The following is a 22,877-nucleotide window of genomic DNA, read 5'->3' on the forward strand; positions in this document are numbered from 1 at the left end:
GCCTTTATACTCGTTTGGGGTTGATATTCAGTTTGTATTCCCGTTGGAGCCACACCCGGATTCCCCGATACCCATAAATGCCCTTCCATTTTTCATGGCACTCTTTGATTTTTTGTTTAAGCGGTTCGTCTTCCAAGTGCTTTTGAGATGGATGTTCCTGTCGTTTGAGCCACCACTTGTCATATCCGATGCGAGAATCCTTGCAATTTCACATAATCATCGAATCGAACCATAACGCTCCACCACGTCTCGAATGATGGCGAACTTCTTGTGCGTTGGTACGGTTTCTATTCCCACTTTCACGTCTTTAAGAGCTTTTTTAGCCTCTCGACTTCTGCCTTCCGGACGCTTGATTTTCGTTTCAGGATCTTCTGAACGAGTTCTCGGTCTTCCTTTATTTAGCCCTTTCGCTTTGCCCCGTTTTTCCTCCAGATCTTGTATTCCTTCCTGTTCATAGCGTTTCACCTATCGACGTATCATGGAATGACTTAATCCCTAATTCTTTAGCCACTGTTTTATAGCCCATGTCCTCTTGCGAATATTAATTCACCGCTAGCGTTACATCATTTGTTTTTCGTATGTTCTCCATAGAAAAATCCCCTCCATAGTAAACAGATGAACTGGCTTTCTTTTTTTCTATCTACTATAAGGGGATCATATCATACTCCTTGAGCGTGATAGGCACGACTCTAATGAAAAGACCGCAAAGCGCTTCTTAAAGAAAGCTTTGCGGCCTTTTTTATCTCTTGTTTTCGTAGATAAAAATTTAGTTTGATCAATTACTTGAATTAGTTTAAAATTCTAACCAGGACTCCTTACTCTACTCAAGATTGGCATGTCTTTTGAACATAGTATTGGAGTCCAACCCCTTTTTCTCCATACACCTCAATATGATCGCATCATAGAATAATAAGAGGGTTTGCTCAAACAGTGACCCCATTGGCTGTATAGTCTTGTATCCGCTGTCCGATTTATCTTTAGGTGAGCCATGTAATTTAACCTTGATATCTGCTAATTGTCCAATGGTCGATTCAGGGAAAAGCGTAACAAGCGCTACGGTTGCACCTAAGCTTTTGGCTTTCTCAGCCATGGAAACCAGACTTTTCGTTTCTCCTGAACCGGATCCGATGATCAAGATGTCATCTTTTTCTAAGTTAGGGGTTATGGTTTCGCCTACTACGTAGGCATCTAAACCCATGTGCATCATTCTCATCGCAAAGGATTTGGACATCAATCCAGATCTACCTGCGCCAGCTACAAAGATTTTCTTTGATTCCAGAATCCCATTTACCAGTTTTTCAGCTTCTTCATCAGCTATTAAATTAACAGTATGATTTAGCTCTTTTATGATTTCAACTAAATATTGCGTAGTCTGCATGAGTGTTATTCACCCTTGATTGATCAATTTTTTCATTTCAGCAGCTACAGCTTTTTTATCTTCTTGTCCGGTAATACCGCCACCTACAATGATAAGATCCGGTTTTGCTTTAATGACTTCCGGCAACGTGTTTAATTTAATGCCGCCTGCGATGGCAGTTTTCGCATTTTTCACGACACGTTTAATTGTCAGAAGGTCTTCAAGAGAGTTTTTTCCGACTGCTTGAAGATCGTAACCCGTGTGCACACAAATATAGTCTGCTCCAAATTCATCAACTTCTTTAGCTCGTTCTTCTAAATTTTTAACCCCGATCATGTCAACCAAGATTTTTTTTCCTTGTTTTTTAGCTTCTTCAATGGCACCCTTGATGGACAGATCTTCAGCAACTCCAAGTATAGTGATAATATCAGCGCCAGCTTCGGATGCTTTCATCACTTCATATGCGGCCGCATCCATGATTTTTAAGTCTGCCAATACTTTTAAGTGAGGGAATTCTTGTTTGATCTCCTTCACTGCTTTAAGGCCTTCATTAATAATAACTGGTGTGCCAATTTCTACGATATCAACATACTCCGCAACTTCTTTCACCAGCTTCTTCGCTTCTGGAATGTTTACAAGATCCAATGCTAATTGTAATTCCATAAAATTCTTCACCTCTCATAAAAGTTTATTGTGTGTTACACAACGATGAGTATACTATGTACGATTTTTTTTAAAAAGTACGCACTTTATTTTTACATAGTGCTAAAAAATATACTATTGGTTATATAGCTGTAAATTATCATTGTAGTGCTCAGATAAGGGGGGAATACATGGAACGGGGAAACCATTCAAGGGAATTCAAACTGTAAGCGGTGAAAGAACATTAAAAGCTGGGAATAAAGCATGAGTAGCTAGATGATATGAGAGAAGGAAAAATACTTGGTTACAAATTTTTCTTATTATGGTGTATTAGAATGAATTCATTGAGTATCAGTTGAGGGATTTTGAGTATAGGAGAAGTGAAAATAGGGCTGATAAACACCTATACTAAGCGAGGAAGTGAAGCCAATGTGACAAATTACCGCTGCTTCTCAGAAAAAATCGTTAATTGAGTGTCTGTCATTGCGCTAATAGTAAGTATCCAGTGAGAAGAATCGACGAAAGACGGGGAAAAAGAGGCAATGGTGGATAGCACAGTAGAAATGCACCCTTCATTAGGAATAAGGGAGAATAGGCATGGTAAAAGAAAAAACTTGCAACATATCGTTGCAAGCCAAGAGAAGAGAGGGGTACCTTTTGTTGTACGTCCAAAAGGTCGATGAAACGTAGCCTATAACAGTACACATCTTTATAGTAGCTGGCATGTTAAGAGAAAATCAATAAAGATGTTAGAAAATATTACATAAAAAATATCTAACTGGGATTTTTGTTAAAAATTCTTCCTTTTTCAGCCATTCGTGGCGGAAAGGATGTGACATGCAGCCGTTTCTTTCAAGGTTTTCTACAGTTCTTGTCCCTGCGTATATGACCAAATAAAGAGAAAACTGTCCCACTGATACGGAACAGTTTTTATGATATATGAGCTCTTTTTCTGAAAGACAAATGGTGTATAGCTCTTTTAGGATAAATTTTCCCTCACAGAAGTGCTCGCACTTCTGTGAGGGAAGAACATTTGCTTAATCACTGCATTTCCGCTTTTTTATCCATTCACAATTTTCCCGCCGTTGACATGAATCATTTGCCCGGTGATATAGGAAGAATCGTCGCTGGCTAAAAAGACGTAGCTTGGAGCGACTTCGCTCGGTTGTCCCGGTCGTTTCATCGGGGTGTTTCCTCCGAATGTCGCCACTTGGTCGCTTGGAAATGTCGATGGGATGAGCGGTGTCCAAATCGGTCCGGGAGCGACCCCGTTGACGCGTATGCCTTGTTGTACGAGCGATTTTGCTAACGAACGTGTAAAAGCGACAATTGCTCCTTTTGTGGCCGAGTAGTCAAGCAATTGTTCATTTCCTTCATACGCTGTAATCGAGGCGGTGTTAATAATTACGCTTCCTTGTTGCAAGTACGGGAGCGCGGCTTTCGTTAAATAAAAATAGCCAAAGACGTTCGTGCGAAATGTTTTTTCGAGTTGATGTGATGTAATATTAAGCAGACTGTTTTGCGGGTGTTGTTCTGCTGCGTTGTTGACAACAATGTCGAGTTTGCCGAATTGATTGATAGTTTGTTTCACCGCTTCTTTACAAAACTGTTCATCGCCAATATCACCGGTAAACAGTAAGCATTTTCGTCCTTCCTGTTCGACTTGGCGCTTTGTTTCTTCGGCATCCTTATGTTCGTTTAAATAAATGATCGCTACATCAGCTCCTTCTTTCGCAAAATGGATGGCGACCGCTCTTCCAATCCCGCTGTCACCGCCGCTAATGATGGCGACTTTATTGTTTAGTTTTCCACTTCCGTGATAATGATTGCCTATCGAAATTGGTTGGGGGTTCATGTCCGTCTGCAATCCAGGTTGGCGGTTTTGATGTTGCGGGGGCAGCGTTGTCTGCTGTTTTGTTGCCATTGTCATTCCTCCTCATGAATCATTGTTTTATCGTTAGTATGGGACAATGGCAGAAAAATATTTGATCTGTCTGGAAAAAGGAAAGCCGAAGTTAGGTAAGGACCTCGGCTTTGTCTAGCTGCGGCGACCATCCCCCACGACGCTTCGGCAGGCCTTCAAGCGCGGGGAGGTCGCCTTTGTTTTTCCTTTTATAATACGTTAAAATATTTCGCTTCCGGATGGGCGAAGACGATGGCGGAAACGGAGGCTTCCGGTTCCATCATAAGCCCATCGGTCAATTGAATGCCGATTTCTTCGGGATGCAGTAAGCGGAATAGTTTTTCTTGGTCTTCAAGGTTCGGGCAAGCTGGATAGCCAAATGAGAACCGCTGGCCTTGATATTTAGCGGCAAATCGCTCTTCCATCGTGAAATCAGGGTCATCTGGGAAACCCCAACGGTCGCGCATCACTTGGTGAATGCGCTCCGCCAGCCCTTCAGCGACTTCTAGCGCCAATGCTTGAATTGCATGGCTGCGCAAAAATTCGCCGCTTTCTTTCCATTGTTGTGCTAATTCGCGAATGCCTTTTCCGGCGGTGACGGCAAAAAAGCCTACATAATCAATTTGTCCGCTTTCGACTGATTTGACGTAATCGGCTAAACAGAGATAAGGAGCTTTCGCTTGCCGCGGAAACTCAAACGTTTCGATAACGGTTTTTTGATCTTCTGGAGAGTAAATATAGATTTTATTTCCTTCACTTTGCGCTGGAAAAAATTGATACACAGCCGCTGGCACAATCCATTGTTGTTGTTTTGCTTTATCGAGCAGTTCATCGATAAGCTGTTTCAGCATAAGTGCCTTTTCATCTTGTTCAGCCAAAAGCTTTTTCACTTTTCCTTTTAATCCAAGATGATGACCTAAAAGCATTTGCCAGTTAATGTAAGGTTCAATATGCGAAAGAGAAAAATCCTTCAGTACGTGACGTTCTAAATCGGTTGGTTCAAAGACAGGCACATCAGTAGCTACATTTGATTTTGTAACTGTCATGGTTGGTGCAGTCGTGTCGAATGTAACGGAGTGCTTTTCCGTTTTTGTATAAGAAATCTCGTCTTGTTGTAAGCGGTTCGCAAGCGCCAGCCCGTCCATCGCGTCTTTGGCGTATAATACAATGCCATCGTATTCCGGGGCAATTTTATTTTCCGTAAATTTTCGTGATAATGCCGCGCCGCCTACTAAAATCGGGATCGAAATTCCTGCTTGCTGCAAATCTTGGGCGGTGAGGACCATTTGCTGCGCCGATTTGACAAGCAGCCCGGAAAGGCCGATAATGTCAGGTTTCTCTGCATAAACAGCTTCAATGAGCTGTTGCGGCGTCACTTTAATTCCTAAATCGACAACATGAAAGCCATTATTGCTTAAAATGATGTCCACTAAGTTTTTTCCGATATCATGAACGTCGCCTTTGACTGTGGCGAGCAACACTTTTCCTTTTGTGCTGCTTTCTGTTTTTTCCATATACGGTTCTAAAAAGGCGACGGCTGCTTTCATCACTTCTGCGCTTTGCAATACTTCAGCGACAATGAGTTGGTTGTCATTGAACAATCGACCGACTTCATCCATGCCTGCCATTAACGGTCCGTTAATAATTTGCAGCGGGTCGGAATACGTTTGCAAGGCAAGTTCCAGATCGGCGAATAATCCTTCTTTCGTTCCTTCGACAACATAGTTTGCCAGCCGTTCTTCCAGGGTGAGCGTTGTATTCGGTTTTTTCGTTTCTTTCGTTTTGTCACGATAAAATTGAATAAAGGCGTTCAATGTTTCATCGTTTGTGTCAAACAACAACGCTTCCGCTAATTTTACTTCCTCTTCCGGAATGGAGGCAAACCGTTCGAGCTTTTCTGTATTGACAATCGCATAATCTAATCCCGCTTGTGTGCAATGGTAAAGAAAGACAGAATTTAAAATTTCACGGCCAACCGGCGGTAAGCCGAACGAAACATTGCTGATGCCGAGAATCGTCAAACAGTGCGGCAATCGTTCTTTAATAAGGCGAATGCCTTCAATGGTTTCTTTGGCGGCGCCAATATATTGTTCATCGCCGGTACCGACCGGAAAGACAAGCGGATCAAAAATAATATCGTGCGGGGAAATCCCGTATTTGTTGACGAGTAAATCATAAGAGCGCAAGGCAATCTCCAGCTTTCGCTCTGCATGAATTGCCATTCCCTGTTCATCGATTGTTCCGACAACGACAGCTGCCCCGTATTTGTGAATAAGAGGAACAATTTTTTCAAATCGTTCTTCCTCGTCTTCTAAGTTAATCGAGTTAATAATCGCTTTTCCTTGGGAATAGGAAAGGGCGCGTTCGATGACATTTTCGTCGGTTGAATCGATGACGAGCGGCACTTTTACTTTTTTCACGACATGTTGGATAAAACGCTCCATATCCTCTTTTTCGTCTCGATCCGGGTCGGCTAAACAAATGTCGATGACATGCGCTCCATTTTTGACTTGGGCGCGTGCAATTTCCGCGGCTTCTTCGTATTTTCCTTCAGCGATGAGCCGCTTAAATTTTCGGGAGCCGATCACGTTCGTTCGCTCCCCGACAAAGAGAGGACGCATCGTTTCTTCATAAATGAGCGGTTCAATGCCGGATACCGCATGAGCTTCAAATGATGACGGAATCGGACGCGGTGGAATATGCTTCACCGCTTCAGCGACGGCGCGAATATGATCCGGTGTTGTACCACAACAACCACCAACAATGTTAATCCATCCTTTTTCAGCGAAACGTTGAATTTTTTTCGCTAGCATTTCCGGCGTTTCGTGGTAATGACCTTCTTCGTCAGGAAGACCGGCGTTCGGATAACAGCTAACCGCTGTGTTCGCAAGGGAGGCAAGTGAGCGTAAATGGTCGGTCATAAATTCTGGACCGGTCGCGCAGTTTAGTCCCACAGCAAATGGTTTCATATGTTGAATTGAGATAAAAAATGATTCGATGTTTTGCCCAGCCAACGTCGTTCCCATCGGTTCAATTGTTCCGGAAATCATTAAGGGCACTTTTTTTCCTAGTTTTTCAAATGCTTGTGAAATGCCGATAAATCCTGCTTTTACATTAAGCGTATCTTGACATGTCTCTAAAAGAAGAAGATCGACGCCGCCGATGAGCAGTCCGCGCGCTTGTTCTTCATAGGCTGCAACTAATTCGTCAAACGTAATTCCTCCGGTGACCGACAACGTTTTTGTCGTCGGTCCCATCGAACCAGCGACAAAGCGAGGCCATTCGGGAGTGGAATAGGCTTCGGCCGCTTTTTTAGCGAGTTTGGCTGATTGAATGTTGAGTTCTAATGCCAGATGACTTAGTCCGTATTCGTCTAATACGATGCTTGTAGCACCGAACGTGTTTGTTTCGATAATGTCTGCTCCCGCCTGCAAATACGCTTCATGAATGTGTTCGATGACGTGAGGGGCGGTCAGCGACAAATATTCGTTACATCCTTCGTATTGTTCTCCGCCGAAATCCTCCGCCGTTAATTGGGCGCTTTGAATCATCGTTCCCATCGCGCCGTCGATAATTAAGATTTTTTTTTCGAGCTGTTGTTGTAACTGTGTGCTAGCCATGGAGTACCTCCCTTTCTTGAGCGGCCTGCTCTTTTTCATGGATGTAATGAGCGAGTTCGACGGTCATTTCATAACGTAAAAACGGTGTAATTAAGTAAATGCCGTTAAATAAATCAAAGGCAGCATCAATTAACGATTTCGCAATCGCAATTCCTTCGCGCGCCGATTGAATTGGGTTGTTGGCGCATGAGGCCATGCGGGAACGAATCTTTTCAGAAAGGGTAATTCCCGGCACTTCATGGTGAAGGAAATCAGCATTGCGCGCGCTTGTAAGCGGCATAATTCCGATATAAATCGGTGCTTCGAGATGTTTCGTTGCCTCATACACTTCCTCGATTTGCTGTTCGGAATAAAGAGGCTGGGAAATAAAGTAGTCGGCGCCGCAACGAATTTTCTTTTCGAGACGCTCAACCGCTTTGTCGAGGTGGCGAACGTTCGGATTAAACGCTGCGGCAATCGAAAAGTTTGTTTTTTGCCCGAGCGGCTTTCCGGAATATGATAACCCCTCATTAAATTGACGGATGAGTTGAATTAAATCAAATGACGATAAATCATATACGGATGTTGCTCCCGGAAAATCGCCGATTTTCGACGGATCACCGGTGACCGCAAGCACGTCGGTAATACCGAGCGTATGTAAGCCCATTAAATGCGATTGCAATCCAATTAAATTGCGGTCGCGGCACGTAATATGAATGAGCGGGCGAACGCCGAGCTGTTGTTTGACAATCGTTCCGAGCGCCATGTTGCTAATGCGTGGGGTCGCCAATGAATTATCCGCCAAAGTAAGCGCATCGATATTCGCCTCCTTGAGCGCCTTCGCTCCTTCTAAGAATTTGGTGATCCCCAGTTTTTTTGGCGGGTCCAGTTCGACGATGACCGAATGCCGCTTGCGCACAATTTCTTGTAACGGCGGCTCGTTTTCTTGTTCGACCTCTTGAACGGAAACGACCGTTCTGCGAGGTTTTACCGTTTTTTCATGAATTGGAGTGCGGTCTTTTAGTGCGCGGGCAATCGCTTCAATATGTTTTGGTGTTGTGCCGCAACAGCCGCCAATGAGGCGAACGCCTTGTTCGCGAAACGAAAGTGCCGTTTCTTCAAAGTAAGCGGCATTCGTTTCGTACACAAGACGACCGTCGCGATAATCCGGTAAGCTTGCGTTCGGATAAGCAGAAAGAAAGGCAGCTGTCGGCAACGGCACTTCTTCAAGAGAGCGAATCATATGGTACGGACCAAGATGACAGTTGAGTCCGACAACATCGGCACCTAATTGTTCTAATTGCACAATTGCATCGGCAAGGGGAGTACCATCTTGTAAAACGCCAACATCATGAAGGGTGACATGGGCGATAATCGGTTTGTCCGTTTCTTTTCGGGCAATTGTTAGCACTGTTTTTAACTCTTCTAGGTCGTAATACGTTTCGAGTAACAGACCGTCAATATCTTCGTGCAACAGCACATATAGTTGTTCGCGGAATGTTCGTTTGATTTCTTCGATGGTAAGGGAGCTTTTGTTGATGCTGCGCAAACCGCCAATCGTTCCAAGTACGTAGGCATGATTTGCTGCCGCTTGTTTCGCCAACTTTACAGCTGCCCGGTTGATCGTTTTTACTTCGTCTTCCAAACCGTAACGGGCGAGCTTTATATAGTTCGCGCCGTATGTATTCGTTTGAATGACTTCTGCTCCAGCAGCCATATAGGCTTCGTGGATATGAATAATGTCATCCGGTTTTGATAGGTTCAACTCTTCAAAACATCGATCCACTCCATGAGAGTATAATAATGTTCCCATCGCACCATCGGCGATGACGATTCGTTCCTTTAAATCTTCGAGAAGCCCCATGTTCATTCCCCCGTTCGATATAAAGTAAGAAAAGTGGAAGCGGCGCGAACAGCTCTTCTTCGCCCGAAGAGGTGCTTGCCACCTCAAGGGAGAAGGTCATTTGGCAGAAGAGAGCTAGCCGCTGAAGCTAGGCAATAACAAAATCAGAGCCGCTTGCTTAATGCCGTAAGGAAAATGTTCTTTCGATGAGAAATGCTGGCATTTCGACGAAGGAAGGTTATTTTCCATTAGGCGTTGCAAGGCGAGCTAGACAGTAAAATAAAAAAGCCTTCCATAAGAAGAAGACTTTTTGTGAGCATTGTCTCTTCTTATCTTCCAAGCGAAACGCCTGTCTGGAATTAGCACCTGGACTTTCGAAAATGCGGTCGAAAGTCGGTTGCTGAGGGTTCACTGGGCCAGTCCCTCCCCCTCTCTTGATAAGAAATGGTTATGAAGTTTTGACGAAATGAATTTATATATAATGTAAATAATTTTGTGAAAATATTCAACTATTAATTTTTTATTCTTTGACGCTGCGCTGTGTTTATACAATGAAAAAAGCAAAAAGGCCTAAACCCTTAATGACACCCACAAATATTGTGGAAGTGAGGGAGTTAGACCTTCGTGAGATAACCTTCTTTTTCTTCATCGATAGTTAACAAATTGCACATCGATTGGCAAGTCTGCTTCACGAATCGCAGCGATCACTTTTTGCAAATCGTCTTTGCTTTTGCCGCTGACGCGAATTTGATCCTCTTGAATTTGGCTTTTGACTTTTAGACCTGTATTTTTAATAATTGTGTTAATTTTTTTCGCGTTCTCTTTGTCGATGCCTTGAACGAGTTTCGCGCGCTGACGAACCGTTCCTCCAGAGGCAGGTTCCACTTTTCCATATTGAATATTTTTCGTTGGCACGCCGCGCTTAATGAGTTTACCGATAAGCACATCTTTCAGCTGCTCCAATTTAAATTCGTCGTCCGAAATTAACACTAGCTCGTCTTTTTCCAAAGAAATGTCGCTTTTGCTTCCTTTAAAATCATAGCGGTTTTGAATTTCTTTCATAGCAATATGAATCGCGTTGGTGACTTCAGATAGATCAACTTTGGATACAATATCAAATGAGCTTTCTTTTGACATAAAATACCTCCAACAAAGTTTGGTCATTTGGTTTCATTATAGTAAAATGTAGCATGTGAAACAACTTTTTCTGACGAACAATGAAAAAAGGAAGATGTGAACATGGAACGATTTGTACCCGGAGAAATAACAACATTAACAGTAAAAAGGGAAGTGCCGTTTGGCTATTTTTTAACAAATGGAAAAGAGGAAGTGTTATTGCCTAAAAACGAAACGGAACATTTGCTAGCGATTGAAGAGCCTGTCACGGTGTTTCTATATCATGATCATCAAGGACGGTTATGCGCAACGACAAAAACGCCGAAAATTACCAATGAAACGTACGGCTGGGTGGAAGTTGCCGACGTTGTACCGAAGCTTGGCGTGTTTGTCAATATTGGGATTTCCAAAGATGTATTAGTGTCGATAGATGATTTGCCGACGCTTCCGTCACTATGGCCACAACGCGGCGATATGTTATATTGCTCTCTCAAAACGGATAAACGTGGCCGGTTGCTTGCACAATTAGCGACTGATGAGGTCATGAAAGAAATTGCAATAAAAGCACCGGAATCGGTGTTCAATCAAAACATTTGCGGTCGCGTCTATCGGGTCATTAAGGTAGGGGCGTTTATCATATCGGATGTCGGATATCTTGGTTTTATTCATGAATCACAACGCCGAAGAGAGCCGAGGCTTGGTGAAGCAGTCGAAGGCCGAATTATCGGTGTAAAAGAAGATGGAACGGTCAATGTATCCCTGCTGCCGCGCAAACATGAAAGTATTGACGAGGATGCGCAGATGATTTATCGTTATATGGAAAGCCGCGGCGGGGCGATGCCGTATAGCGACAAAAGCGACCCTGAGGATATTCAAGCGCGTTTTCAAATGAGCAAAGCAGCCTTTAAACGAGCATTAGGTCGCTTGATGAAAGAAAAGAAAGTATATCAAGAAAGTGGTTGGACGTATACGGTAAAAGAAAAATAGTGTGTGGAGCTGACAACAGCTCCGTTTTTTTATAAAAAAACTTAAAAAATTTCCAGCCTTGTCGATAAAAACAATGGACATATTTTAAAAAATGAGGGGACAGGCAAATGAAACAGCAGAAACACATATGTCTTATCATCGTACTCATCACTTTATTTAGTATCGTAGCTGGTTGTTCGACACAAGAGGCAACGAAGAAAAAAGACCGAATCAAAGTTGGGATTATGTTGTCGGACGTCGGACTAGGAGATCAATCGTTTAGTGATTCCGCGTTTCGCGGGTTAATGAAAGCGCGCGACGAATTAGGAATCATTTTTGATTATCGGGAATTGAGCGATACGAAGACGTATGAACAAGGTTTAAAAGAGCTTGCCGAAGAAGGCAATGACATTGTCATTGGTCTTGGTTTTATGGTGCAAGAGGATTTAGAAAAAGTGGCGAGACAATATCCGAAACAACGATTTATTTTAATTGATTCTGTATCCAAATTAAAAAACGTAACATCCATTACATTTAAAGAAGATGAAGGTAGTTTTTTGACTGGCGTCGTCGCCGCATTGACAACGAAAACGAATCGAGTCGGTTTTATCGGCGGAGATGATGTGCCGCTTATTCGTAAATTTGAGGCAGGTTTTGAAAAAGGTGTTCACGCGATCAAACCTTCTGCTTCTGTTAATGTCGTTTATGCGGGTGACTTCGGAAATGAGAAGCTCGGCGCAACGATTGCGAAAGAGATGTTCCAAAAAGGATGCGATATCGTTTATGCCGCGGCGGGACTTACAGGGGTCGGCGCGCTTCGGGAAGCGGAAGCACATGGGGTGTATGCGATTGGAGTCGATAGTGACCAATATTTTTATGCGGAAAAAGCGGTCGTGACATCCATGGTTAAAAACGTGGACGTTGCCTTGTTTACCGTTTTAAAGCAATACGTAACAAAAGGAGATTTGCCAAGCGGAACGGTTCAGCTTGGATTGGCGGAAAACGGAGTCGGACTCGCACAGATTCGTGCAGTACCGTGGGATGAGCATAAGCAACAGCTGATTGAACAATGGAAACAAAAAATCATTAACGGTGAAGTGACAACGAAGTAACGGAAAAGGGGATTATGATGACGATTCGGAAAAAGCTATGGCTTCATTCGTTCATTTTGTTATTGTTGTCGATGGCAATGATGGGATTTATTATTGTGAATATGCTGTCGATTCAAGCGACGAATAAAGATATCGTTCCGGTTTTGCTGACGGTACAACAGCTACAAGCAAGCATGAAATCGACAAAACAAAGCTTAAATAATTTTGCTTATAATATGACCGAGGGAAATAAGCAAGAAGTAACGACTCAAATTCAAGAAACAGAACGATTCGTTAGCAAACTAGAAAAAACGTTAAAACAAAAACAATTTATTGAGCTGTTAACGAAAGCGAAGCAGAAATTTTCGGATGTGCACACCCAATCGCTTGAGGCGCTCGATCAGCGTGATGCATCCGAAGTGAGACGGCAAGCGATGCGGATTGAGGGAGCGCTCAATGACGTTTACGTTTTGCAGTTATACACGAATGATTTTTATCAAAAACTGCAAAGCGATTTGCAAGCGCAAATCCGCTTTGTCATTTGGACAGCCATTATCGGAAGTATTGCGCTCATCATCATGTCAGGGGGAATCAGTTTACGGCTTACGCGCTCCATTACGAATCCGCTGCAGCGTTTGGCGAACAACGCCAAAGAAATCGCTAGTGGTAACTTGCTTGTGGAACGAGTTTCTTATAAGCATGATGATGAATTAGGAGCGCTGAATACCGCGTTCAATACGATGGTTGATGAGCTCAATCGGTTGCTGCACTCTGTTGATGGGGTAAGCAAACAAGTTGAAACATTTGCCAAAGAACTGGAAAAAGAGAATCAAATGTTAACAGAGATCAATCGTCAAGTTGCTTTATCAACGAATGAGCTATCGGCAGGTTCACAAAGCATTTCTGAAGAATTGCAACAGGCGGTATTGCTCATTGAGAAGATGGATGCTACATTTGCAAAAACGGCGGAACGAACAGAGCAGACAGCGCTGTATAGCGAAGCGGCTGTTGCGGCGATTCAGAACGGCCAAAAAGCGATGGAGCAACAGATGCAGTTCGTTCGCGATAACTCGGAAGCGACATTGTCTATTGAACAAGCGACTAATGAATTTACGAGCTATGCTGCGAACATTGAACAAATGGCTAAAGCGGTATCAGATATTGCCGAACAGACGAATTTATTGGCATTAAATGCGGCGATTGAAGCAGCGAGAGCGGGAGAAGCAGGGAAAGGATTTGCCGTTGTTGCTGAAGAAGTTCGCAAACTAGCTGAAGAATCCGCGAGGGCGACAAAGCAAATTTTTGAAACGGTCTCCCTCATCAAACGCGGCGTTGCTTCTGTTTCGTCAGCGGTAGCTCAAGGCGTAAGAATCGCCGAACAACAATCGCAATCGATTGAAACAACGACCAATGCGTTTGCCGAAATTGAGAAAAAAGTTGAAGGAATCTCAAGCGATATTCAAGCGCTTGTGGCGGATGTAAATACATCGAAAGAATTAGGAAACCAAGTATTGCAAAATGTCGAAAGCATTAGCGCGGTTGTTGAGCAATCCGCAGCCGGAAGCGAAGAAATCGCCGCTTCCATGTCAGAACAGCTGACCGCATTTGAAAAAATGGTCGAAAAAGTGACGACGCTGCGCCAGCTCACAGATGAACTGCACGCAGTTATGGCGAGGTTCCGAACGAAATAATGCAACCTAAGAAAAGGCATGTTCTTTATTGCAATAGAATATTTTACATTTTTTCTAGGGGCCAGTTTGGCTGTTAGTAAAAAAGAGGGATGCCCTTTTAAGGGACATCCCTCTCTTATATCAATGTTACAGATGATCCGTTTTCTTCGAATATTCGTATTTTCCCGCTTGGCGGTTTTTTTCGCGAAGCATATTTTTTTCGTGGAGTTTCGCGTTATTGTCACGCGCCTTTTTATCATTATCGCTTGTATGGGACATACTGGTGTTACAACTCCTTTATGTGGATTGTACACCGGTAGTTTTTTCGAAAAGGCATGATTTTATGCTTCGACGTGTTGATTGAGGAAAAAGAGCGCCAATGTGCCCGGACCGGCATGAGCGCCGATTGCGCCGCCAATCGGAGAAATGAAAAAGCGTGTGCAGCCGAATGTCTCTTCGATTTGTCTTTTTAATTCTAAAGCGGCTTCTTCATCATCGCCATGGCTGATGCCAATCACTTGTTTTTGCAAATCGTCCCCGCGTTCTGCCATCAATTCAAGCATTCGTTTATACACTTTTTTTCGACCGCGCAGTTTTTCAAGCGGAACAAGTTTCCCATCTTCGACATGAAGCAGCGGCTTAATATTCAATAGTCCGCCGACAAGCGCAGATGCTTTGCTAATCCGTCCGCCGCGTGCTAAAAATTCTAAATCATCGACGGTAAAAATATGTTCCATATGTTGACAATAAGAAGCGATGGTGTCACATAGCTGTTCATATGGCATGCCTTGCTGGGCTAATTCGCTTGCTTTGGCGACGACAAGTCCTAGGCCGAGTGACGCGCATTTCGAGTCGATAATCGTGAGTGAGAAGTCAGGGTACTGTTCGAGCACTTCCTCACGCACCATCATTGCCGTTTGATATGTTCCTGATAATTGCGACGAGAACGCGATATAAATCGCTGGGCGACCATCTTTGGCAAGCTCTGTAAACAATTCTTTCATCTTCAGTGCATTTGCCTGCGATGTTTTTACGATTTCCCCTTTTCGCATTGCCTCATATACTTGCTTTGGGTCAATCGTTACAAAGTCTTCATAATCCGTTCCGTTCAAATGAACAATGAGCGGAAGGAAGGAAATATAATGTTTTTGTAAAAAAGAGTATGGCAAATCACAGCCACTATCGGCTACAATGTTAATCGACATCATGTTCACCTTCTGCCTTTTTATAAAATAGTTTTATTTTTATAAGTGTAAGATACCATTTTTCGTTTACGAAGAAAAGGAAAAACAAACACTATGGAAGAACGACCTACAGGAGGAGCACAAATGATTTTGTTAGAAGCGAAAAAGTTGATCATTGTTATCATTGGCGCACTGCTGAATGCAGTAGGCATGAACTTATTTCTTATTCCCGCTAACGTTTATACGAGCGGATTTGCTGGAGTTTCCCAACTTGTTTCAAAACTTGCTCATGACTATACGCCTTATCATATTTCGACGGGACTTTTATTGTTCCTGCTTAACATTCCCGTTGCGATTTTGGGGTGGAAAAAAGTTGGAAAATCATTTACGTTTTATAGCTTTCTCAGTGTGATTTTTATGTCGTTATTTTTAGAAATCATTCCAGTGAAAGAGGTTGCGCAAGATATTTTACTAAATGCAGTATTCGGTGGAGTAATTGCGGCAGTTGGTATTGGGATTACGTTAAAGTGGGGGGCATCCACCGGAGGCCTTGACATCATTGCATTAGTGTTATCACGCATGAAAGATCGTCCGGTTGGCACATACTTTTTTGCGTTAAATGCAGTTATTATTTTAACAGCAGGTTTTGTATACGGATGGGAAAAAGCGTTATATACGCTCGTTACGTTATATGCATCGACGCGTGTCATCGATGCGATTCATACGCGTTATCAAAAATTAACGGTCATGATTATTACGAATAAAGGGGAAGAATTGAAAAAAGCGATTCATGCGAAACTTGTGCGCGGGATTACGACTGTACCAGCGAAAGGAGCATTTTCACAACAACCGAAAGATATGCTCATTATCGTTATCACGAGATATGAATTATTTGATTTAACGAGGATCATTAAAAAAGTCGATCCGAATGCCTTTACGAATGTTGTTCAGACGACAGATGTATTTGGATTTTTCCGGAAAGATTAAAGCTGCGGATTGTCCGCAGCTTTTTCATCATAAGAATTGATATCTTGCTTCCTTTTCGAGGAGAATTGTCTAGCTCAGCTTGCAACGTATCAACTGCTTGAATCAATTTTTTCGATGATATATGCTATCGAAGGCGCAAGCGTCTGAAGAATAACCTTCCTTTGTCATTTTGTCTAGCTCTCTTGTGCCAAATAGTCTTCTCCCCTGAGGTGACAAGCACTTCTATGGGTGAAAGAACGTTGCCCATGGCAAGCCACAATGGCATCATTTTGTGCTTACAGGATGTGACAGCCTTTAGGCAAAATTGGGCTATTCCCGCTTTTCTTATACGTGAAGTTGTTTATTGTAATTTATCCAGCTCTTGTTGAAACTGATGTAACTGAGCTTTTTCGGCTAGACTTGAATGAGCATAGGCAGAGGAAAGGGCATTTTTGGCGACATCGATCGCGTGCTGAAGGTCGGTATCGGCTTTCCCGTTTGCTGCTTGCTTGGCGATCATGACCGCTTCACGCGCTTTTTGAAACAGGGGATTTCCCATTGTTATGCTCCTCCAAGTGAAGAGTCAATTGCCTGCTTGGCCTTTCGCTCTTCCGCCTCTGCGTACGTCATATGATAAGGGATTCGCTCATCGTGCTTTTCTACGGCATCAACGCTTTGCTGAATGAAGCGTTTTGATTTATTTCGTTTACCCAAGACGCATTCCCCCTTAAAAAATCAAGACGCAATGTTGCGTCATTTATATTGTAACCGCATCAGTGGAATGATAATAAGGCAATTCGTTACAACTTTAACAGCGCCTTTAAGTAAACGCCGATCCCATCTTCTTCGTTTGTTTTTGTGACATCATTGGCGATTTGTTTTAGCGGTTCAATCGCATTCCCCATCGCGATACCATATCCAGCCCATTCAATCATTTCCAAATCGTTATCTTCATCCCCGAAGGCAATGACACGTTCTTTCGGAATTTGGTAATATTCGGCGATGCGCTGCAGGCCGCTGGCTTTATGGATGCCTGCGCGAACAATTTCAATAATATGCCATGGAGCAGCCCAACGACGATGATGAAGCACGTTGGCATGGACGTCGGATAAATACGCCTGAATATCATCGACGTGTTCCTCGTCGGTATGAATAAGAATGCTCGTCGGGTCGGCTTTTAACATTTGCCTTAAATCGCCGATTTCAATCGTCGGGTTGCCCAATTGAACAATATCAAGAAGCTTTTCATCATGTTCATGAATATATACATCATCCATCACTTCAGCTAAAATATTTTTCACATGATATGTTTCGCTTACTTCAATAATTTCTTTTACTGTTTTCAATTCAAGGGGAGTATGGTAAATCCCCCACGAATCATCATTTGGATGATGGACAAAAGCACCATTAAAATTGACAATCGGTGTTGTTAAACTGAGCTCTGCATAGTACATTTTGCTAGCGCGATACGGCCTTCCAGTAGCAATGACGACAATATGGCCTGCTTCTTTTGCCCGAAAAATCACCTCTTTGGTCAATGGGGAAATTGTTTTGTCATCTTTTAGCAATGTGCCATCTAAGTCTAAAGCAATTAAATATCGTTCCATACTATCTCCTTTACTTGTATATTTTTATTTAGTGTAACTCTTTTCCAAAATTTTTGTCTACATGTTACACTAATATATTAGAAAAAGAAAATTAAGAAGGAGTCTCCAGCGCCATGGTTATTATTGAAAATGAAAAAATCGCACAAATTCCTGTATTACATGTTGTGAAAGAGGAGAAAAAACAAGAGCCGCTGCCGCTCATTATATTTGTTCACGGTTTTACAAGCGCGAAAGAACATAACCTTCATTTCGGCTATTTGCTTGCCGAAGCAGGATATCGCGTCATTTTGCCGGATGCGCTTTATCATGGAGAACGTGAAAAGAACTTAACAGAAAAACAATTACAATTGTCGTTTTGGAACATTGTCGTTCGGACGATTGCAGAAATTGAACAAATAAAAGAGGAGCTCAATCGTCGTCATCTCATTGAAGCAGATCGAATCGGAGTTGCCGGTACGTCAATGGGAGGAATCGTCACATTTGGTGCGCTCGCGACGTATTCTTGGATTAAAGCCGCGGTCTCGTTAATGGGGAACCCTTGTTACGAAGCATTTTTTGACGCACAAATTGCAATGGCGAAAAAAATGCGTATATCGATCCCATTCACCGATGAGCAGCTGCAAAAGGAAAAGGAGCGGCTGGCGAAATACGATTTGTCGCTTCATCCGGAAAAACTGCAAGGTCGCCCATTAATGATCTGGCATGGTGTGCGCGACCAAGTTGTACCTTATCAATATACATATGAATTTTATGAACAAATAAAACCTCTTTACCAAGGAAATGAAGAGAGGGTAAAGGGGATTTTCGATGATAAAGCGGGCCATAAAGTAACAAGGGAAGCGTTTTTAGAAACGGTGAAGTGGTTTGTTCAACACGTCTAAAATAAAACGGCTATGTTGCTTTTAAGCGACATTACCGTTTTTTCTTTTTACCGATGTCCCAGTTGCGGCAATGGCTTTCCCATTCATTCGTTCCGGGGTTCATGGTGGCTTCCATAAGATTTGTACATCGACATCTTTCATCTCTTCAATGCCTGCAAGTACCCGTTTCACTCCGCCATTATCGAATCATGGAGGGGACAACCCTGTGTTGTGATTGGTTACCTTTCCTTCGTTTGAATTGATGTTATAAATGAGCCCTAAATCGACGGTGTTAATCCTGAATTCAGGGTCAACGGATATAGCGAGCTCCTCGAGAATTTTTTACATTCGTGATTCATACTTTTCCAAGCGGGCAAAAGCGAAAGAAAGAAGAAGTATTTCAATTGGATGATATAAAATAATGCCAATTTGAAACGATGAATATGGATGCAATATTACAGCAATGGCAGTGTATTGACTGATAAGAATGCATACAAAGCAATCATAAAGATGATCAGGGAAGAGAAAAAGCAAAAACGAATCACAGAGCTGACGTTCCGTGATTCATTAGCCATCATTAACGGTTTTTCTTTACGTCTTTTTTCTTATAACATTGGAAGCAGTACAATGTTTCTTTTTCGCTGCTGACGACACCGTTCAAAAACCCATACAAACAATGAATCGGTTTGCCGCACTCCGAACAAAAGCCGACGAGCTCCTCCAACCGCCATTCTCCTTTCGTGAGCGTTGAGAAAGTTCATAACAAATTGAGATGCCCATCACTACCACAAGTAAGTGAAGTCATTACGATGTGTATATAGACTATTATAATATGAGGAAGACCTATTTTATGAGCCAATTTGTTACGAAAATTCAATACGTCTGATTATAAACTGCGGGATCGGCACCCAGCGATTTCCCGTTTATTTGTGGGAAAAGTGATGGAATTAGCGAATGACCATGATCCATGTCCTCTTCGATGGAAAGGGAAAACTAATTTACATGGAGGCAATTGGAATAAAAGGGAGGTTCCTGAATACAGTTAGGAAATCTTTTCTTTTTGTTTCCCTCGTGTTACAGTGAGACAAAAATGTTGACTGTGGGAGAGTGAGCGAAGATGGAACAGATGGTAGGAGCCGTTCTTGCTGGAGGAGAGTCACGGCGCTTTGGCAGTCCGAAAGCATTTGCGAAGCGAGAAGGGATGTATTTTTTTCAGATTGCGATAAATGCATTACGTCCATTTGTTGAGGACATCTATATTGTGAGTCATCCATCTCTTTTGTTGCGCTTTCAACAACTGACGGATGAAAAAATAATCATGGATGAAGAAGTGTATCGCGGTCAAGGACCGCTTGCTGGAATTTATACAGTGATGAAAAACACAAAGGCGGAATGGGTCTTTGTTCTTCCATGCGATATGCCGTATATGCGCACAAATACTGTGGCCAATATGATTAGGTATGTCGATGAAACATTTGATGCCATTCTCTCTGCTCATTTCGGGCGTATTCAGCCGTTAGTCGGCATGTACCATCGGCGCACATTGGAGCGGATGGAACAATTGTTGGAAGCGGGAGAAAACAGAATGATGTCGCTGCTTAATCGTTGTCGGGTGCGCTATGTGAATGAACATGACTTTATAGAGGAAGAAGGTGTATTTCGTAATGTTAATGAGCGGGACGAATACGACGATATTGTGACATAGCCCTTCTTCTATGTTTTTCAATGAGAAAGAAGGGAACATCCTTAATGTCTGTTCGGAAGTGAACGTGAATATTGTCGCTAGCGTCATGATCAAACAGAAATTCGCGATTATGATGACCTGTGTAAGAGGGTACTAGGCGATGTATATATAATGTTTGTTGGATCGACGAAGTAATTGATTTTTCCCTTTTTGTGGAAATCAACATTGATGACAATTATGATGCTTTTTGTTTGAAACTACATTTTTTCACCTTTTTGTTCGCTATGTTATACTTTCCTTATAAATTAAGTAGTATTTCATATGAGTGATGTCACATTTGTATATATCGTGGACAAAGAACGGTTCTAGTTGAAAGAGGTTTTAGTAATGAACGAGTTTTGGTCGCCTGTTTGGCTGTCATTAAAAGTATCACTAGTCGCAGGAGCGATTGTTGTTATACTTGGAATGTTGTGTGGAAAATGGATGGCGCGCCGTCGGTTTAAAGGAAAAATCGTCGTTGAAACGTTGTTTATGCTTCCGCTTGTTCTTCCTCCGTCTGTCGTTGGTTTTTTGTTAATGGTAGTTTTTGGTAAAAATAGTCTTGTTGGAAGAGCGGTAGAAGCAATATTTCAAGGGACAATTATGTTTACGTGGTATGCGGCGGTGATTGCTTCGGTCATTGTTTCCTTTCCTTTAATGTATCAATCAGCGAAGGCAGGGTTTGAAGCGGTGGATGAGGCAATAGAAGGGGCGGCGCGCATCGACGGAGCGAACGAATATCAAGTCTTTTTTTATATATCGATTCCGTTAGCGAATAAGGCGATTCTCTCGGGGGCGATTTTATCATTCGCTCGCAGTCTTGGAGAATTTGGTGCGACGTTAATGTTTGCCGGGAATATTCCTGGAAAAACGCAAACGATCCCTACGGCGATTTACGTGGCCATGGAATCGGGAGAAATGACGCTAGCATGGGCGTGGGTAGCGGTAACAATTGTGTTTTCGTTTTTACTACTGCTATGTGCAACGATCTTTAAATCAACTTGAAAGGAGGGAAGGTTATGGGAAAAATACAGCTGCCAATTGTCGATCAATGGAATCGTCCGTTGCGTGACTTGCGCATTTCCGTGACCGACCAATGCAATTTTCGCTGCGTGTATTGTATGCCAGCGGAAATTTTCGGCCCGAACTTTCGCTTTTTAAATGAAGATGAGCTCCTGACGGTTGAGGAAATGGTCTTGCTTGTCGAAAGTTTTGCCGAATTGGGGGTCGAAAAAATTCGCATTACCGGAGGAGAGCCGCTGTTAAGAAGAGATTTACCATCATTGATTGAGCGGCTGACAGTCATTCAAGGTATTCGTGATATCGCCCTAACGACGAACGGTGTCCATTTAGTGAAGTATGCGAAAATATTAAAAGAAGCAGGATTACAGCGCGTCAATGTCAGCCTTGATGCGCTTGATGATGCCATTTTAAAAAAAATGAACGGAGTTGGCGTCGGAGTTGGGCCGATTTTAAAGGGAATTGCTGCAGCAAAAGAAGCGGGGCTTGGCGTAAAAGTGAATATGGTTGTGAAAAAAGGAATGAACGACTCACAAATTATACCGATGGCGACATATTTTAAGGAACAAGGAATCACGCTGCGCTTTATCGAGTTTATGGATGTGGGGACCACGAACGGTTGGGATTTTTCTCATGTCGTTACGAAAAAAGAAATTTATGAGCAAATTCAACAAATTCATTCGCTTGAACCGGTAGAGCAGGCATATTTTGGCGAGGTCGCGAGCCGCTACCGTTACGTCGGCACAAATACGGAAGTAGGTTTTATTGCGTCAGTTACCGAATCATTTTGCAGAAGCTGTACGCGGGCGCGCATTTCTGCGGATGGAACGCTGTATACGTGTTTATTTGCGACAGATGGGATTTCATTAAAAGAAAAACTACGCGCAGGAGTAGGAAAATCGGAACTTCAACAGCTTATTATTTCGACATGGAATAAACGAACAGACCGATATTCCGATGAACGGACAGAACAAACGGCAAAAACGCGGAAAAAAATCGAAATGTCTTATATTGGCGGTTAAAAAACGCAAACATTCTCTACATGCGATTCACAAGCGTGTTTCATCCGCTGAGGAGAATGTTTCTCTTCAAGCGATTTCTTATGTTTTATATCGATGCTGATTCAAAAAGCAAATATAGACTAAAACCCGAGCTAACTCATCATGATGAGGCAGCCCGGGTTCTTCGTGTTTGTCCGAAAGAAGGTGAGACACCCTAAGACCGCTAGCGTTTGGAACAGATAGAGAAAATTCTTACAACTTGTTTGTTCAATTTTTTTCTACAATGTAAAATGGATAGAAACGGGAACTTTTAATGCCGCTGATCTTTA

The 22,877-nt window shown here is 42.7% G+C and carries 22 protein-coding genes and 1 riboswitch; of the genes, 8 read left to right on the forward strand and 14 right to left on the reverse strand.

Going from position 1 to position 22,877, the window contains the following annotated elements; translation table 11 throughout:
- Positions 1–4 precede the first annotated feature (4 nt).
- The 8 genes from ISX45_RS20170 to ISX45_RS01350 all read right to left on the reverse strand — a co-directional run bounded on the left by ISX45_RS20170 (position 5) and on the right by ISX45_RS01350 (position 10,481).
- Positions 5–136: a helix-turn-helix domain-containing protein gene (locus tag ISX45_RS20170; protein WP_194519808.1), complete on the reverse strand. Its 132-nt coding sequence runs from the start codon at positions 134–136 to the stop codon at positions 5–7.
- An 80-nt stretch (positions 137–216) separates the two neighbouring features.
- Complete coding sequence (locus ISX45_RS01320) at positions 217–465, reverse strand: hypothetical protein (RefSeq protein WP_228485603.1); 249 nt, start codon at positions 463–465, stop codon at positions 217–219.
- A 355-nt stretch (positions 466–820) separates the two neighbouring features.
- The gene (gene hxlB / locus ISX45_RS01325; protein ID WP_181555739.1) at positions 821–1,378 is read right to left on the reverse strand and encodes a 6-phospho-3-hexuloisomerase; all 558 of its coding nucleotides are present in this window, start codon (positions 1,376–1,378) and stop codon (positions 821–823) included.
- Positions 1,379–1,387: 9 nt separating this feature from the next.
- Positions 1,388–2,020 (reverse strand): 3-hexulose-6-phosphate synthase, encoded by a 633-nt coding sequence (gene hxlA / locus ISX45_RS01330; RefSeq protein ID WP_181555740.1) that lies wholly within the window; start codon positions 2,018–2,020, stop codon positions 1,388–1,390.
- Between the two features lie 1,039 nt (positions 2,021–3,059).
- Positions 3,060–3,923, reverse strand: coding sequence for an SDR family oxidoreductase (locus ISX45_RS01335; RefSeq protein WP_194519809.1), 864 nt, complete (start codon positions 3,921–3,923; stop codon positions 3,060–3,062).
- A 188-nt stretch (positions 3,924–4,111) separates the two neighbouring features.
- Complete coding sequence (gene metH, locus ISX45_RS01340; RefSeq protein WP_194519810.1) at positions 4,112–7,522, reverse strand: methionine synthase; 3,411 nt, start codon at positions 7,520–7,522, stop codon at positions 4,112–4,114.
- Positions 7,515–9,365 carry a bifunctional homocysteine S-methyltransferase/methylenetetrahydrofolate reductase gene (locus ISX45_RS01345; RefSeq protein ID WP_194519811.1) on the reverse strand — a complete coding sequence of 617 codons (1,851 nt, stop codon included), beginning with the start codon at positions 9,363–9,365 and terminating at the stop codon, positions 7,515–7,517. The genes metH and ISX45_RS01345 overlap by 8 nt, the downstream gene beginning before the upstream one ends.
- A gap of 305 nt (positions 9,366–9,670) precedes the next feature.
- Positions 9,671–9,788, reverse strand: a riboswitch (SAM riboswitch).
- Between the two features lie 201 nt (positions 9,789–9,989).
- Complete coding sequence (locus ISX45_RS01350; protein ID WP_181555744.1) at positions 9,990–10,481, reverse strand: YajQ family cyclic di-GMP-binding protein; 492 nt, start codon at positions 10,479–10,481, stop codon at positions 9,990–9,992.
- 102 nt (positions 10,482–10,583) lie between these two features.
- Between ISX45_RS01350 and ISX45_RS01355 the strand changes: the two genes are divergently transcribed.
- The 3 genes from ISX45_RS01355 to ISX45_RS01365 all read left to right on the forward strand — a co-directional run bounded on the left by ISX45_RS01355 (position 10,584) and on the right by ISX45_RS01365 (position 14,208).
- Positions 10,584–11,447 carry a CvfB family protein gene (locus ISX45_RS01355; protein WP_194519812.1) on the forward strand — a complete coding sequence of 288 codons (864 nt, stop codon included), beginning with the start codon at positions 10,584–10,586 and terminating at the stop codon, positions 11,445–11,447.
- A 107-nt stretch (positions 11,448–11,554) separates the two neighbouring features.
- Positions 11,555–12,538, forward strand: a complete 984-nt coding sequence (locus ISX45_RS01360) for a BMP family lipoprotein (RefSeq protein WP_194519813.1) — start codon at positions 11,555–11,557, stop codon at positions 12,536–12,538.
- A gap of 14 nt (positions 12,539–12,552) precedes the next feature.
- Positions 12,553–14,208, forward strand: a complete 1,656-nt coding sequence (locus tag ISX45_RS01365; RefSeq protein ID WP_228485604.1) for a methyl-accepting chemotaxis protein — start codon at positions 12,553–12,555, stop codon at positions 14,206–14,208.
- 126 nt (positions 14,209–14,334) lie between these two features.
- On the opposite strand, the gene ISX45_RS01370 is transcribed toward ISX45_RS01365, so the two are convergent.
- Together ISX45_RS01370 and ISX45_RS01375 are read right to left on the reverse strand one after the other, a co-directional pair.
- Positions 14,335–14,466, reverse strand: a complete 132-nt coding sequence (locus ISX45_RS01370; RefSeq protein WP_181555747.1) for a DUF3941 domain-containing protein — start codon at positions 14,464–14,466, stop codon at positions 14,335–14,337.
- 62 nt (positions 14,467–14,528) lie between these two features.
- Complete coding sequence (locus tag ISX45_RS01375; RefSeq protein ID WP_194520592.1) at positions 14,529–15,392, reverse strand: DegV family protein; 864 nt, start codon at positions 15,390–15,392, stop codon at positions 14,529–14,531.
- 123 nt (positions 15,393–15,515) lie between these two features.
- Between ISX45_RS01375 and ISX45_RS01380 the strand changes: the two genes are divergently transcribed.
- On the forward strand, positions 15,516–16,358 hold the full coding sequence (locus ISX45_RS01380) for a YitT family protein (protein ID WP_181555749.1): 843 nt from the start codon (positions 15,516–15,518) through the stop codon (positions 16,356–16,358).
- A 340-nt stretch (positions 16,359–16,698) separates the two neighbouring features.
- Here ISX45_RS01380 and ISX45_RS01385 read toward each other — a convergent pair whose 3' ends face one another.
- The 3 genes from ISX45_RS01385 to ISX45_RS01395 form a co-directional block, all read right to left on the reverse strand.
- Positions 16,699–16,896 carry a DUF3813 domain-containing protein gene (locus tag ISX45_RS01385; protein ID WP_194519814.1) on the reverse strand — a complete coding sequence of 66 codons (198 nt, stop codon included), beginning with the start codon at positions 16,894–16,896 and terminating at the stop codon, positions 16,699–16,701.
- A 2-nt stretch (positions 16,897–16,898) separates the two neighbouring features.
- Positions 16,899–17,051, reverse strand: a complete 153-nt coding sequence (locus ISX45_RS01390; RefSeq protein ID WP_181555751.1) for a hypothetical protein — start codon at positions 17,049–17,051, stop codon at positions 16,899–16,901.
- A gap of 86 nt (positions 17,052–17,137) precedes the next feature.
- Complete coding sequence (locus ISX45_RS01395; RefSeq protein ID WP_181555752.1) at positions 17,138–17,944, reverse strand: Cof-type HAD-IIB family hydrolase; 807 nt, start codon at positions 17,942–17,944, stop codon at positions 17,138–17,140.
- Between the two features lie 113 nt (positions 17,945–18,057).
- On the opposite strand from ISX45_RS01395, the gene ISX45_RS01400 reads away from it, so the two are divergent.
- On the forward strand, positions 18,058–18,825 hold the full coding sequence (locus ISX45_RS01400) for an alpha/beta fold hydrolase (RefSeq protein ID WP_194519815.1): 768 nt from the start codon (positions 18,058–18,060) through the stop codon (positions 18,823–18,825).
- Between the two features lie 556 nt (positions 18,826–19,381).
- Here the strand turns inward: ISX45_RS01400 and ISX45_RS01405 are convergent.
- On the reverse strand, positions 19,382–19,528 hold the full coding sequence (locus ISX45_RS01405) for a hypothetical protein (protein ID WP_181555754.1): 147 nt from the start codon (positions 19,526–19,528) through the stop codon (positions 19,382–19,384).
- Between the two features lie 393 nt (positions 19,529–19,921).
- Here ISX45_RS01405 and ISX45_RS01410 point away from each other — a divergent pair, with 393 nt between their 5' ends.
- From ISX45_RS01410 to moaA, 3 genes are all read left to right on the forward strand, one after another.
- On the forward strand, positions 19,922–20,509 hold the full coding sequence (locus ISX45_RS01410) for a molybdenum cofactor guanylyltransferase (RefSeq protein ID WP_181555755.1): 588 nt from the start codon (positions 19,922–19,924) through the stop codon (positions 20,507–20,509).
- 366 nt (positions 20,510–20,875) lie between these two features.
- Entirely contained in the window at positions 20,876–21,532 is a 657-nt protein-coding gene (modB, locus tag ISX45_RS01415) for a molybdate ABC transporter permease subunit (RefSeq protein WP_194519816.1), read from the forward strand.
- Positions 21,533–21,546: 14 nt separating this feature from the next.
- Positions 21,547–22,569, forward strand: a complete 1,023-nt coding sequence (gene moaA, locus ISX45_RS01420; protein ID WP_194519817.1) for a GTP 3',8-cyclase MoaA — start codon at positions 21,547–21,549, stop codon at positions 22,567–22,569.
- Positions 22,570–22,877: the final 308 nt, after the last annotated feature.

Source organism: Thermaerobacillus caldiproteolyticus (assembly GCF_015326725.1).
GTDB lineage: Bacteria > Bacillota > Bacilli > Bacillales > Anoxybacillaceae > Thermaerobacillus > Thermaerobacillus caldiproteolyticus.